The 14,344-nt window shown below is 58.8% G+C and carries 11 protein-coding genes; 9 read left to right on the top strand and 2 right to left on the bottom strand.

Going from position 1 to position 14,344, the window contains the following annotated elements:
• The first annotated feature begins 109 nt into the window (after window positions 1–109).
• From QEH54_RS06180 to QEH54_RS06160, 5 genes are all read left to right on the top strand, one after another.
• A complete protein-coding gene (locus tag QEH54_RS06180; RefSeq protein ID WP_309017774.1) occupies window positions 110–1,072 on the top strand; it encodes an AraC family transcriptional regulator in 963 nt (320 codons plus the stop codon).
• Window positions 1,069–1,236 (top strand): hypothetical protein, encoded by a 168-nt coding sequence (locus QEH54_RS06175; RefSeq protein ID WP_309017773.1) that lies wholly within the window; start codon window positions 1,069–1,071, stop codon window positions 1,234–1,236. The genes QEH54_RS06180 and QEH54_RS06175 overlap by 4 nt, the downstream gene beginning before the upstream one ends.
• A 157-nt stretch (window positions 1,237–1,393) precedes the next feature.
• Window positions 1,394–2,632, top strand: a complete 1,239-nt coding sequence (locus QEH54_RS06170) for a hypothetical protein (protein WP_309017772.1) — start codon at window positions 1,394–1,396, stop codon at window positions 2,630–2,632.
• A 230-nt stretch (window positions 2,633–2,862) separates the two neighbouring features.
• Window positions 2,863–4,905 carry a TonB-dependent receptor gene (locus QEH54_RS06165; protein ID WP_309017771.1) on the top strand — a complete coding sequence of 681 codons (2,043 nt, stop codon included), beginning with the start codon at window positions 2,863–2,865 and terminating at the stop codon, window positions 4,903–4,905.
• A gap of 102 nt (window positions 4,906–5,007) precedes the next feature.
• Window positions 5,008–6,147, top strand: coding sequence for a PepSY-associated TM helix domain-containing protein (locus QEH54_RS06160; protein ID WP_309017770.1), 1,140 nt, complete (start codon window positions 5,008–5,010; stop codon window positions 6,145–6,147).
• Window positions 6,148–6,218: 71 nt separating this feature from the next.
• On the opposite strand, the gene QEH54_RS06155 is transcribed toward QEH54_RS06160, so the two are convergent.
• On the bottom strand, window positions 6,219–6,899 hold the full coding sequence (locus QEH54_RS06155; protein ID WP_309017769.1) for a Crp/Fnr family transcriptional regulator: 681 nt from the start codon (window positions 6,897–6,899) through the stop codon (window positions 6,219–6,221).
• 167 nt (window positions 6,900–7,066) lie between these two features.
• On the opposite strand from QEH54_RS06155, the gene hcp reads away from it, so the two are divergent.
• Window positions 7,067–8,698 carry a hydroxylamine reductase gene (gene hcp, locus QEH54_RS06150; RefSeq protein WP_309017768.1) on the top strand — a complete coding sequence of 544 codons (1,632 nt, stop codon included), beginning with the start codon at window positions 7,067–7,069 and terminating at the stop codon, window positions 8,696–8,698.
• A gap of 125 nt (window positions 8,699–8,823) precedes the next feature.
• Here hcp and QEH54_RS06145 read toward each other — a convergent pair whose 3' ends face one another.
• Window positions 8,824–9,060: a hypothetical protein gene (locus tag QEH54_RS06145; RefSeq protein ID WP_309017767.1), complete on the bottom strand. Its 237-nt coding sequence runs from the start codon at window positions 9,058–9,060 to the stop codon at window positions 8,824–8,826.
• Between the two features lie 515 nt (window positions 9,061–9,575).
• On the opposite strand from QEH54_RS06145, the gene QEH54_RS06140 reads away from it, so the two are divergent.
• From QEH54_RS06140 to QEH54_RS06130, 3 genes are all read left to right on the top strand, one after another.
• Window positions 9,576–10,907: a PepSY domain-containing protein gene (locus QEH54_RS06140; RefSeq protein ID WP_309017766.1), complete on the top strand. Its 1,332-nt coding sequence runs from the start codon at window positions 9,576–9,578 to the stop codon at window positions 10,905–10,907.
• A gap of 116 nt (window positions 10,908–11,023) precedes the next feature.
• On the top strand, window positions 11,024–13,027 hold the full coding sequence (locus QEH54_RS06135; protein WP_309017765.1) for a TonB-dependent receptor: 2,004 nt from the start codon (window positions 11,024–11,026) through the stop codon (window positions 13,025–13,027).
• Between the two features lie 117 nt (window positions 13,028–13,144).
• Window positions 13,145–14,284, top strand: a complete 1,140-nt coding sequence (locus QEH54_RS06130) for a PepSY-associated TM helix domain-containing protein (RefSeq protein ID WP_309017764.1) — start codon at window positions 13,145–13,147, stop codon at window positions 14,282–14,284.
• Window positions 14,285–14,344: the final 60 nt, after the last annotated feature.

Raw genomic sequence — 14,344 nt, 5'->3', positions numbered from 1 at the left:
CAGGGCCTCACCGCTCAGGCAATTTCTTGCGAATGTGTCTCATTTTCACGTTTGACAGGATGCCCTGAGCCGGGCTTATTGCGACTTCCTCTCAAAAAGATGTCGCACCATGAAACCGCAAAGCAGCGCCGAGGCTCAGCGAAAAACGACCTACTGTCCGTTCAAGGCCCCTTCGCGGCCGATGGTCGCGTTCGGCGACGCCTTGGCGGCCGTGGACCGATTCGAGCAGCGTCCGGGCATGAGCTTGCTGAGGACCACCTTGCCGGATGGCGCCTCGAACGCTAGCAGCCTCTGGCCGGTTGCCGAGCACCTGCAAATCCTCTACCTGGCCGAAGGTATCTTGGGTCTAAGCATCGACGGGCGGAACCACCAGCGGATCGAATCGGGCAGCTGGGTGCTGCTGAAGCCGGCCGGCTGCCGGACCAGCTTCACTCGCGCGGGGAACTGCCGGCTGATCTGGATCGAGTGCGATCTTCAAGCGACCGAGAGCTTGACCGGATTCTCCCACACCGTGTCGCCCCAGCTCCTCGACAAGGATCGCCCGTTCATGGCGAGCGAGCCGGCGAGCGGGCGGCTCCTAGCGCTGGGCCAGGAGCTGTCGAGTATCGACGGATCGACTACACGCAGCCGGCTCCTGATCGAATCAAAAACCTTGGAATGGCTCGCCATGCTGCTCGACCAGCCGATCTTCTCTCCCTGCGCTGCGGTCTCCAACGCGAAGATGGCCCGCGAGGAATCGTCTCTCAACACAGTGGCCCGCATCCTCGAAACGCGCTACCACGAGGATCACAGCATCGCCCAGCTCAGCCGAGCCTCCCATCTGAACGAGTTCAAGCTCAAGCGCGGCTTCAAGGAACGCTTCGGCACCACCGTATTCGGATATCTAAGACAAGTGCGCATGGAGCGTGCCCGCGACATTCTGCAAGCGGGTAGCTCCAGCGTGATAGAAGTCGCCAACGCCGTCGGCTACAGCAACCCCAGTCACTTCGCCCGCGCCTTCAAGGAGGCGTACGGCATCAATCCAAGCGTCCTGCTTCGACAGGAATCCATTCTTCGCCAAAAAGCCCAATGAAACTAAAAGGCAAATCGCTCTGCGGCTTGAAGAAAGTCGCCATCAAGGAACACCTCGACGAGATCCAGCTGATCGTCTGCAAACCGAAGTTCATCTGCGGCAAGTGCGCTCGCGTGGCCGCCCACAGCGGCAATCTCTGCCGAGCCCGCAAGCTCACCGTTTAGGCCGGCCAGCCACCCGACGCTCAGGGAATTCGCCCTCCCGTAGAGAAACAAGCCTGCTGTCGGGACCGCTCGCGCTTCGTCCGCCGACTCGCCATTGGCGTATCCAGAATCGAGCGACACCTTGCAATCCGAAGCTCTCCCAGAGACAGTGACAAAAATGAGCGCTGCACCCAAACCCGATCCCAGCCCCTCCGAAGCATTGGCCCGCAGAGCGTTTCAAGTCGCAGCGGTGTTCTTCGTGATCGCTGCAGGCATCGGGCTTTACCTGCGTTGGTACGCCATCTCACCGCAGCTCGGAGTGACCTATCGCTACCTGCTGCACGCCCACTCGCACATCGCGTTCCTCGGCTGGGTTTTCAACGCCTTTATCGGCATAGCCATCGTTCTCTTCCTCCACCCGTCGAGACATCGCCAAATACGCCAGCTCTTCATCGTCCTGCAGGTGGCGAACCTCGGCATGCTCGCATCCTTCCCCTTCCAAGGCTACGCCGCCGCGAGCATTTCGTTTTCCACTCTCCATCTCGCTGGCTCCGCCTGCTTCGCGATCCTGCTTTGGAAAGACGCTCCTCCTGGCCAGGCCCCCAGCGGCTTTCTCAAGACCAGTCTGGTCTTTATGCTGCTCTCGTCCCTAGGCCCGCTCGCGCTTGGACCGATGGCCGCCATGGACCTGCGCGAATCCCCTTGGTACACCTTCGCCATCTACTTCTATCTTCACTTCCAATACAACGGCTGGTTCCTCTTCTTCCTCATCGCAGCTCTACTCAAAGCGATAGAAAACCTGTCACCATCCCTACCGCAAAACCGCCTCAATAAGGCTCTCTGGTGGCTTTCGATCGGAACCGCAGGAAACGTGACCTTATCCGCATTGTGGATACAGGTCCCCATCTGGGTCGGCGCCGTCGCCTTGCTTAGCGGCTGCGCCCAGCTCATCGGCCTGTCCACCCTTCTACCAAGCATCATAGCAGCCTATCGCCAAGCAGACCTCCAACCGCTGGCTCGCGCCCTCGCCCTCCTAGCCATGGTTTGCTTTGTAGCCAAGTTTTTCCTACAGCTCTTCGCCAGTCTGCCGGGTTTCATCAGCTTTTCCATCGACCGCTTTTCCGCCATCGGCTTCCTCCATCTGGTGTTTCTTGGCATCGTCACCCCCGCCCTCATTCTATGGGCTCTGCAAAACCGTTGGATGAAACGCGGAAAAGCCAGCGCTCTCGGCATTTGCGGATTGCTGATCGGTTTCGCCATCACCGAAGGCGCCCTCTTTCTTCAGGCCTTGCTTACGAAATTGGCCCAGCCACCCGTCGCCTACCTCTCCGAGCTTCTTATAGCTGGATCCGTAGTCCTCTTCGCAGGTACGCTTTTTCTGACGGCAGCTCTTCTTCGCCAAAGAGCCAACGTGTAGAGTACGACGCTCGCTCCGTCCCCTTTCACCTCTTCAGGACTGCCCTTCAATGCGAAGTCACAGGAATGAGGGCGATTCCCTGCACCTTCAAGCAGCGCTCTCCTTAATCCCTCTCGGGGTCTCAAAAATCCGTCTCAGAGCGGAGTCGAAACCTTCAAAGCGCTAAGCTTCGCTGCCTACACCGGCCGAGCCCTACGACTCGCGTCTCTGTATTCATAAATCTATTTCCCATGAACAATAGCCTTTTTCAAAACGCTAAACGCGTCCTGCTCCCAGCCGCATCAGGAGCGCTCGCCCTTACTTCGCCCCTCTCGGCTCAAAGCTCCGACACCATCGTCGAGCTTGCTCCCTTCACCGTCGAAGCCGACGGCGTGCGCAACACGCTGCAAATCACCGAGCGCGATCTTTCCCAACGCCAGGCCACCGATCTCGAGGACGCTCTCTCCCTCGACCCGAGCATCACCGTCGGCGGCTCCACCGCAGTGGCCCAAAAGATATACGTGCGCAGCATCGGCGAAGCCATGCTCAACGTCAGCGTCGACGGAGCTACCCAATCAGGCGCCCTCTTCCACCACCTCGGGCGAAACCTTCTCGAGCCAGAGCTCCTCAAACGAATCGAAATCCAGTCCGGCATCGGAAACGCAACCGACGGTCCGGGAGCCCTCGGAGGAGCCATCCGTTTCGTTACCAAAGATCCTTCCGACCTGCTCCGTCAAGATCAGCGCTTCGGCGCCCTCCTCAAATCCGGCTACTACAGCAACACCGACGGCTTCAAGGCCAGCGCAACGCTGTATGGAAATTTCAATGACACATGGAGCGGTCTCGTCAGCTACGTCACTTCCGAACACGATGATCTCGAGGATGCGAAAGGAAACGTCTCCCCGGGCTCAAACAGCGATCATGAGGTCCTGTTCAGCAAGCTCGTCGGCGAACTCAGCAACGGTCAACGCATAGAGCTTAGCTTCGAAAACATACAAGAAGATGGCGACCATCTCCGTCGGCCCGAGTGGTCCTTCATCGCGCCCAACAACCCCCTCATCTACCTCGAGTCCGAACGCGACACCGCCGTACTCAACTATCAGCTCGATTCCGACAACGTCGACTGGCTCAACCTCGAAACGCGCCTCAGCTTCACCGAAGGGGAAATCCGCCAAGGAGACGAAGATCCCTACATGGGCAACATCGAGAGCACCCAGCTCTACCTCGCAAACACCCAAAACCTATCCAACCACGAGATTACCTACGGAGTCGACTACCGGGAAGACCATATCGTCTCCGGCACCGTCGGCGAAGCCTACGCCGGTCGAGAGCAGGCCAAGGTGAGAGGCGTATTCGCCCAGGACCGCATCCAAGCATCCGAAGACCTAGTCATCACCCTGGGCGCCCGCTTCGACGACTACGAGCTCAACGACCTCGTCGGCCAGACGCTCTCCAACGATGGGTTCAGTCCAAACCTCGGTGTCGCTTACTCAATCACTCCGGAAATCACGCTGACTGCCGGCAGCGCCAGCGCCTACCGCGGACCGGAAATCAACGACGCCTTCAAGCTCTGGCAAGCTGGCTCCAGACTCGGATCTGCCAATGATCCCAACCTCAAAGGCGAATCCGCTCGCAACAACGAGATTGCCATCAACTACTATCGGGACGGCATCTCCTTCGAGCTCGGCCTATTCAACAACACGATCGACGACATCATCGTGAACACCGAAGAAGCGAGCAAGGATGCCCAACGTTCCGTGCCTTGGGGCAATTTCTATACCAACCTCGGCGAACTCGAAACCAGAGGCTTCTACGCCCGCGCGAGCTACAGCGCGGACGCCTACAACATTAGCCTGTTGTATGACAATTCGGATACAACCGTAAACGGACACCAAGCGACTCGATACCAGTACGGCTCCATCGCTGCCACCATGGGCAACGCTTGGGTCCTCGATGCCTTCTGGAAAGTCAACACTCAGCTAGACCTCGGTTGGAACGTCCGTCTTGTTGAAGGGGTCGACGACATCGACATTCTTATCCCGTCCGCCGCGTACGGAGACACAACCGGTAGCATCGACAAACCTGGATACAGCACTCACGACTTCTATCTGCGCTGGTCACCCGAACGGGTCAAAAACGTGACGTTCAATCTCACCGTCAAAAACGTCTTCGACAAGCTCTACCGCAGCCACGGCAGCATGGAGGACTTCTCCTCCCTCCCCGGCTACGAGTCCATCATCGGGGCTTACGAGCCAGGTCGCGACGTCCGACTCTCCGCCTCCTACAAATTCTAAAAACTCTCCCTTCATTGATCTCAAGGCCGTCTCGCCCGTCGAGGCGGCCTTCTCCCGTCCAGCCCCAACCTCTCCCCAAAACAACTTACGAGCTTCCATTTCATGCTCCGGAAAACCATATTCTGGATACACCTCGCCTCTGCGTTGACCTCTGGCACGGTGATCGCGATCATGTCCATCACCGGCATAGGCATAGCCTTCGAAGAGGAGATCCTAGCTTGGGCCGATCGCGAAGTCTCCCAAATCGTCCCACCTCCTGACGCAAGCCCTTTATCCATCGAACAACTACAAGCCATCGTCCGTGCCAAACGTCCCGACTACGCCTTCAACTTCCTTCGCGTCCCCAGCGATCCCAGCGAGGCATACCAGTTTCTCCTCGACTGGGAAGACCCGCTCTACATCAACCCCTACACGGGCGAAATAGCCGACACGAGAGCCCAAACCGCCCACCTGATTCTTCACGAGCTCGAGATGTGGCACCGATTCCTCGGCATGGACGGCGAGGACACCTGGCTCATCGGACGCCATATCAACGGAGCCTGCAACCTCGCCTTTCTCCTCCTCTGCATCACTGGCCTCTACCTCTGGATGCCGCGAGCGCTCAAGTGGCGACTCTTCAAAAATGCCCTACTTCTCAAAAAGAAAAACGCCAGCAAAGCCCGCGACTTCAATTGGCATAATGTATTTGGAATCTGGAGTCTCCCCTTTCTCGTCATCCTAGCCGGCACCGCAGTCGTCATCTCCTATGAATGGGGGCATAATCTCCCCTTTCTTCTGCATGGCGAGACGCCCACCGAATCGCGAACCTTTGGCATGATGGCCACGCCTCCCGCCCGCCTTCCCACTCCGCCCGCGGACGCCGACCTCCTTCCCTACGACCAGCTCATCGCCTCCACCAAAGCGAGGTTCCCCGATTGGCAGTGTATCGGCATCCCAATGACAGCCGCCCCCGATCGACCTCCAGCCACAGAGCCCATAGAGCTCTACCTCACCCGTCCCGACTTCATGCCCAGTCGAGCATGGACGCCGGTCGAGGTCGACCCCTATACGGGCGAAATCCTCCAGTTCACCCGCTTCCAAGATCGCAGCCCCGGTCTCCGAGCCCGCGTTTGGGCTCGCTTTCTCCACACCGGAGCGGGCTACGGAGTTCCCGGAAAAATCGTCGCGACCCTCGCGAGCGCCGCATCGCTGGTCCTCGTCTACACCGGGTTCGCCCTCGCCTACCGACGCTTCCGCAGCTAGTAGAGTCGAAAGGGGGCAAGGCTCCGTGCAAGACTGACCTCTGCCTGCGGCGACCTCCCTTAGGATCACGACTAGGGCTTGGCCGCTTTTCTCAGCCCGGGCAGGTCGAGCAGGTGGACGGAGCGTCCCTCGGCCCGGACGAGGCCGGAGTTGCCTAGACTGGTAAAGACCCGGGACAAAGTCTCGGGAGTGGTTCCCAGCAGGTTGGCCAGCTGCCCTTTGGGCATGCCGAGGATAACCGTTTCGGCTCCACCCTGCGACTCCGACAGGAACAGTAGGTGAGAGGCGATGCGTGCCGGCACTTCGCGCAAGGCCAGGTCCTCGATCTGGGAGGAGAAGCGGCGAAGCTTCAGGGCGAGATTGGCCATCATGTTGAGCGAGAGCGAAGGGTCGCCCTCCACGAGCTCTACGAAACGCTTGCGCGGCACCAGCAGCAGCGTCGAGTTCTCCATCGCCATCACGGAGGCCGGATAAGGCTTTCCGCAGAACACCGTCACCTCGCCAAAGCTCTCCCCAGGGCCGAAGACGTGCAAGATCTTCTCCCGTCCTTCGCTGCTGCTCTTGAACACCTTAACCTGCCCCTTGGCCACCAGATAGAAGCCGGAGGCGGCCTGTCCCTCTACGACCACGAGCTTTCCCTTGCCCACCGTCTTCGGCGAGCAGATACCTGCCAAGCGTCCGAGGTCCGACTCGCTCAAGCCCTGGAAAAGGGCGCTACGGGCGATCTGTTTCTCCAAATTTGCCATCTGCATGAATTGACCGCGAGTTTCATGCCAAAGACGCCCCATTTGGCAACCCAGGCTTCGCTCCACTTTCCGGCGACGGATTCGCGTTTCTTGACCGAGATCAAGGATTTTTCCCACCCCAACCCCTATTCTGCCGCCACTCCCTCCCAACCATCCAAAGTATAGCAAAAGAAATGTTTTGTAATCAGTGTGAACAGACATCCCGCGGACTCGCCTGCAACATCGCCGGCGTTTGCGGAAAAAGCGAAGACGTATCCTCCTTGCAGGACGCCTTGATCTACGCCCTGCAGGGCATCGCACCGGTCGCCCTCGAAGCGCGACGAGTGGGCATCCAGGACGAGGAGCTCGATACCTTCGTGCTTGGGGGGATCTTCTCGACGCTGACCAACGTCGACTTCGATCCGGAGCGCATCGCCGCCCTGGTGCATGAGACAGTCCAGCGAAGGGATGACCTGATGGAGCGCCTCAGGGAGCGCGCCGGAGCGGCCGATTTCGATCACCCTTCCGTTCGCTTCGTCCCCATGGAGGACTGGCAGGCGCTCGCGGAGCAAGGGAAACAGTTGCAATTTATCCAGAAATTGGATACTGACGAGGACATCCGCTCTCTTAAGCAGATCCTCCTCTACGGCGTCAAGGGAATCGCCGCCTACGGGGACCACGCGGCCAAGCTGGGCCAACGCGATGCCGCGATCTCCGGCTTCGTCTACGAAGCCCTCGCCGCTCTGGGAGCGGAAAACCTGACGCTCGAAGACTGCGTGCAGGCAGCGCTCAAAGCCGGGGAGATCAACCTCCGGGCCATGGAGATCCTGGACGCCGGCAACACGAGCCGCTTCGGTCACCCGGTTCCCACCTCCGTTCCGCTTGGATATCGCAGGAACAAATGCATCCTCATAACCGGGCACGACCTGCTAAATCTGGAGACGCTGCTCAAGCAAACCGAGGGCAAAGGCATCGACGTCTACACCCACGGCGAGATGCTGCCCTGCCACGGCTACCCCGAGCTAAAAAAGTACCCTCACTTCATAGGGCATTTCGGAACAGCTTGGCACAACCAGCGCCTGGAGTTCGGCGACTTCCCCGGCCCCATCCTCTTCACCACAAACTGTATCCAAAAACCGGGTGCGCACTATGCAGATCGCGTTTTCACCACCGGCCTCGTCGGCTGGCCGGGCATCAAGCACGTGGCGGAGGACGACTTTTCCGAAGTCGTCGAAATGGCCCTGCAGATGGACGGATACACCAAGGACCTCGACGCTGGCTCGGTCACCGTGGGCTTCGCCCGCAACGCTGTGCTCGGCGTGGCCGACAAAGTGGTGGAAGGCGTGAAGTCCGGCGCCATCAAGCATTTCTTCCTGGTCGGGGGCTGCGACGGGGCCAAAGGCGGACGCGACTACTATTCGGAATTCGTCTCCAAGACGCCGGAAGATTCGGTGATCCTCACCCTGGCTTGCGGTAAGTTCCGCTTCTTCAATCAACAGCTCGGCGATATCGGAGGAATCCCCCGCCTGCTCGACATTGGGCAGTGCAACGACGCCTACTCCGCCATCCAAATCGCGGTGGAGCTCAGCAAGGCGTTCGACTGCGAGGTGAACGATCTGCCGCTGTCCATGGTGCTCTCGTGGTACGAGCAGAAAGCGGTTTCCATTCTGCTGACCCTGCTCTACCTCGGCATAAAGGACATTCGTCTCGGCCCCTCCCTTCCAGCATTCATCTCGCCGAAGGTGCTGGACTTCTTAGTCGAAAACTACGGCATCAAGCCGATCACCACTCCGGATCAAGACCTTGCGGAGCTGCTGGCGTCCTAGGGACGAATCGCGCAGACCGAATAGTCGAGGCAGGTGACAAACCTGCCTCCCGCCTGGGCCCCGTTCAGCAGGAAAAGCCAAACACGCGAAAGTGTTTGGCTTCTCTAAAACTCGGACCTTCCGCTTCAGCTCTTGGTCTTTCGGAGCACCAGACACTGGAAGTCGGCATCCGGCCTTCTCAGCATCGAAAGTTCTCCAGCGACCAAAGACGCTTCGGACTCCTCTGCGGATGTGAAGAGGGAGGCCGGTCCAGATTCCTCCCTTGTAACCACGTAGACCTTCCACTTGCCTCCATGGTAGTTGCGATCACCCGGAGCCACCGTGGTCACCCTCAGCTGTTCCACCTGGCCATTCGAAATCACTTAGATGACATCCACGCCACGTCCAGGCATCGAAGTCGGGGTCGCGACCGTGCCCAAGGTTTCTCCGTTGTAAAAGAGAGCACGTAATACAGCTCCTTGTTCGTACTTCTTACCTGCCCATGCGGGGCTAAGGGGTTAAGGCGGCAAAGGCAAGATTCGCAAATCATCGTATCCATATTTTCATGATGTTATAATTCTTCCTGTTCGAGGTTACAGGTTGTTCGCGCGGTGTTTATTAGCTCACAGAAGGCAAGTACCTCCACCTCTCGGATTTATTTCATTTTTCATTCAACTTCCGGACTCGAGAACGAGCGCATAAACTCAAAGATCCTAGTCCTACGGGGAAGCGGACAGGAAGGGCACGCTTCGCTGGCGCCCCACCACCCCTCAGTCTCGGAAGACGAAGCGAAAAGTAATCCTTCCCGGAGCAAACGTTATCCCTCCAGGGGCGGACTACATCCAACAACAGCGGTATTCTTCGACCATCTCATCGAGCAGCCGCTCCACCCGCAGTCATGTATTCCGACACCGCCTCCGCATCCGAACTCGCGAAGCCAAAGCGCCGGCCCGGCAAGATCTACCAGCTTGTCTGGCGCTGGCACTTCTGGGCGGGCCTGCTTGTCTCGCCTGTTCTTATCATCGTCGCCATCACCGGCGCCCTCTACGTGTTCAAGGACGAGATCGAGCGACTCCTTCACTCCGAAACGCTCTTCGTCGAGCCGGGCGGTTCCGCAGTCCCTCACTCGACCCTCGAATCAGCGATCGCAGCAGAGCTCCCTGAGGCGGAGCTGCACTACCTCAGCGTATCCAAAGAACCTGACAGAGCATGGATCGCTTACGTCGAGACCCACAAGGCCGACGGAGCCGAGGAAACGAGCTACGTCTATTTCGACCCTTACAAAGGGGAAATCCTCGGACACCATCCCAGCGACGAGGGTTTCTTTCGCGTCATTCTCGACATTCATCGCCGTCTCATGAGCGGCACAATCGGGCGATTGGTCGTGGAAACGGCCACCTGCTGGGGCATCGTATCCGTTCTTTCAGGACTCTATCTCTGGTGGCCCCGCAAGAAAGAGAAGATCAAAGGCGTATGGATCCCACGCTCCAGGGGGTCCAAGCGAACCCTCCTGCGCGATTGGCATACCATCCCGGGCGTATACCTCTCTTTCTTCCTGCTGGCCATCATGGGCACGGGACTTTTCTTCACCAACATCTGGGGAACGGGCTTGCGAATCGGAACCGCGCTCTCCGGAGGCTTTCCCGAGTTCTACATAAGCCCGCCCAAATCCGCTCACGTCGAGGACCACAGCCTGCAAACCCGCATATCCGCTGACGAAGTCTGGAAGACCGCGAACGACGCCTATTCCTACGAGGGACGAGGCTACGGCATGGAGTTTCCCCACCACGATACCGACGACGCCTTTAGCATCACAACCGACATTTCAGTTCCCTTCGCCAAGCTGGGAGCCACCTTCATCGACCAGTACACCGGCGAGCTGCTCCTAGTCGCCACCAGCGAGGACCTGCCGTTCATGTCAAAGGTCCTGTTGCTCTTCTATCCTATCCACGTGGGAAGCATATTCGGATTGGGCACGAAGATACTGGCCGTATTGAGCTGCCTGATACTGATCGCCATGTGCGTCACCGGGATTTGGATGTGGTGGCGACGGCGTCCGAGCGGCGCGACGGGAGCTCCCAGAAAAACTCCTCCGAAGACCGCGCCCAAGTGGATGGCCTGGCTCACCATCGCCCTCGCGGTCCTCCTCCCTACCGTTGGAGCGTCCTTATTATTCATAGGCCTCGTCAGCTGGATCTCGGGCAAGATCCGACCAAACCGAGCGGCTTAGACGTCACAGTCCCCGTTATGAAAATCCCTCCTCGGGCGCAACTAATCCCTCTCGGGGCTGCGGAAATGTAATTGATCGGCCATAGTCGCGGGCTCGAATTCCAAAGCGATAAGCTCATGACTACAAACCTCCTATTCAAATCGCTGGCCGCAGTTTCCTGCTTCGGCTTCGCGACTCTCTCCTTCGCCCAGTCGGATGAGGACGAGGTCTTCGACCTCACTCCCTTCGTCGTATCCGGCGAAACATACGCCTTCGGAGCCCAGAAGATCGTCCACGTCACCGACAAGGACCTGGAGCGCCTTCAGGCAAACGACCTCTCCGACATCTTCTCCCAAGATCCTTCCATCATGGTCGGGGGCGGTATATCCGCCGCGGAGAAGATCTACGTGCGCGGCATCGAGGACAAGATGCTCGCCGTCTCCGTCGACGGAGCCACCCAAGCGGGCTACCTTTCCCACCACCAGGGCCAGTACTCCATCGAGCCGGAACTGCTCAAGTTCGCCGAAGCGGAGCCGGGCGCTGGAGCAGCCTCCGTCGGACCGGGAGCTCTTGCGGGAGCGATCCGCTTCGAGAACAAGGGAGCCAACGACTTCCTTGAGGGTAGCGACACCTTCGGATCCTTCACCAAAGCCAGCTACGGCAGCAACGGCGACCAACTCAAGCTCACCGGAGCCCTCTACAGCCAGCTCAGCGCCAGTCTCTCGGGCGTCTTCGCCTACACGTATTCAGAATCCAACGACTACAAGGATGGAAACGGAGACACGGTGGAGCTCACCAGCAGCGACACCAACCGAGCCTTCCTCAAGCTCGATGGGCAGATCGACGCAAATCAAACGCTCGAATTCAGTTTCGAAGACCGCAGCAACGAGGGCACCTTCCGCCATCGCCCCAACTTCTACGGCGACTTCAATCACCCGCGAGCTCCGAATGACCCGGTCTACATGGAGTTCGACCGCCAGACCGCGACCCTTGGCTACGGATTCGTCGCTTCAGACCGAAACGTCGATCTCAACGCCAAGCTCTACCATACAGACAACAGCATCGACCGCACCGGCCAATACGAGATGGGCTACGAAAGCCTCGGCTTCGACCTTTCCAACACCTCCGCCTACGGCGACCACACCGTGAACTACGGCCTCAACTTCCGCGACGATACCGCGTACTTCACCGGGAAGGGACAAACCACTCTGCGCCCTCCATTCTCCTCGCCCATCGGCCTACCGCCACTGGTTTACCAAACCATTCCAGACGAGACCATCGAGATCCTCGGCTTCTACGCTCAAGACGAGTGGCAAGTGACCGAACAGGTCCAAGCATCCTTCGGTATCCGCTGGGACGAATACAAATACCAGGACAAGGACGGCCAAACCTTTAGGGATGCTGGCTTCAGCCCCAATCTCGGGATCAGCTTCGCCGCGACGGAGAAGCTCGATCTAAACGTAAGCTACGGCACCGCCTTTCGCGGCGTCACGCCGATCGACCTCATCACAGCCAACGAAGGTGGCGTCACCAACCACGCATCCATCGATCCTGAGTGGGCTGAGAACGCGGAAATCGGCTTCCAGTACGACAATGGAACCTACTTCGCCAACGGCACGCTCTACCAGCAGACCATCAATGACGTCATCGTGTCCAGTGGTGTTCGCGACAACGCAGGCGACCTCGAAGTCGAGGGCTACGACTTCACTTTCGGCCTACGCCAAGGCGCCTTCACCTCTAGCCTCGGAGTCTCGCACTCGGATCCGGAGCTCGATGGAGAAGCGCTCGTCGATACAGACTTCGGCCTCGGTAGCTCCTACGGTCGTACTTGGAACGCCAATACAGGCTATACGTTTTCCGAGCTGCAGCTCAACGTCGGCTGGTCCCTCAACTTCGTCGAAGAGTACGACGAGTCCCCCGAGCCCCTCGCTTACAAGCCGTCCTACGCCGTGCACGATTTCTACGCCCAGTGGGTGACCGGCGAGGAAGACCATATCGCCGTAACGCTCACCATCGACAACGCCTTCGACAAATATTACGTCGACCAGGCAACCGCTGGCTACAACGGACAACTCGAGAGAGTGGCCGGACTCGCCGCCCCTGGCCGCGACATACGCCTCTCCACCTCGATCAAATTCTGAGAGTAGGCGCCACTTAAATAACCGACCCACGGATCACACGGTCAACCACGAACGGAACTCAAACAAAAACCTTTTCGTGACCGATCGTGAGATTCGTGGGCTTTCTTCTCTTAACCTATGTTCCGAAAAACCATATTCTGGATACATCTGCTCTCAGGCATCGCAGCGGGTACCGTCATCGCCATCATGTCAGCTACCGGTATCGCCATCGCCTTCGAAGCGGAAATCTTGGACTGGATGGATCGAGATCTAAGCGCAGTAGAGGTCCCCGCCGACGCTCCTCCTGCTCTCAGCATCGACGAACTGCTGGCCCGCCTGTCGGAGGAGTTCCCCGACTTCAAGGCGACCGCCATTCAAACCTTTCCAGAAGCCGACAAAGCCTACAAGATCCTGCAAGGCCGCGATCGCCTCATCTACGCGAATCCCTACACCGGCGCCTTCGCCGAATCCCAAGCCGGTCCCGCCCACCACGTGCTGCACACCATCGAGGAGTGGCACCGCTGGCTGGGAGCCAAAGAAGGCCCCACTTCCACCGGACGCCTCATAACCGGCGTATCCAACCTCGCCTTCCTCATCCTCTGCCTCACCGGCCTCTATCTTTGGTTCCCGCGGGCCATGAAGTCGCGCCTCTTCAAAAAAGCCCTCTTCTTCAACAAAAAGGTCCGAGGCAAAGCCCGCGATTTCAACCGGCACAACGTATTCGGAATCTGGAACCTTCCTGTGCTAATCGTCCTTGTAGGCACCGCCGTGGTCATTTCCTTCGGCTGGGGCCACAAGCTAGTATTCCAAGTCCTCGGAGAGGAGCCACCGCAGTTCCGAGACTTTCGCATGCTCATGGTCAAGCCGCCCGCCTTGCCGGACCATCCCGTAGACGCCACTCCCCTTCCGTATCAGGAAATCGCCGACAAGATCGCATCCGCATTTCCCGAATACAATCTGCTCTGGATAAACTTGCCTCACTCCAGCCAGCCAGAACAAGGCCTGCAGCCGCTCAATGTAGCCGTCTACCTGCCTGCTCCCTTTCAGAGCGCCGGCTACACTCCGATATCGGTCGACCCCATCACTGGCGACATTCTGCAAGCCACCCGCTTCGAAGAGCGCAGCGCTGGCATGCAAGCCCGCGTCTGGGTGCGCTTCCTTCACACCGGAGAAGCCTTTGGCCTCATCGGCAAAATCATCGCTACCGTTGCCACCGCCGCGTCATTGATTCTCGTATACACAGGTTTCGCCCTCAGCTGGTGCCGCTTTTTCGGTTGAACGAAACACGGCGGAGCGGGACCTCCGGGCTCGCTTTTCGCCCGCACCCCGCCACCCCGT

This window comes from Pelagicoccus sp. SDUM812003, assembly GCF_031127815.1.
Taxonomy (GTDB): Bacteria; Verrucomicrobiota; Verrucomicrobiia; order Opitutales; family Opitutaceae; genus Pelagicoccus.
The sequence above is the reverse complement of the archived record's forward strand: the minus strand, read 5'-3'. Positions and strand labels throughout refer to the sequence as shown.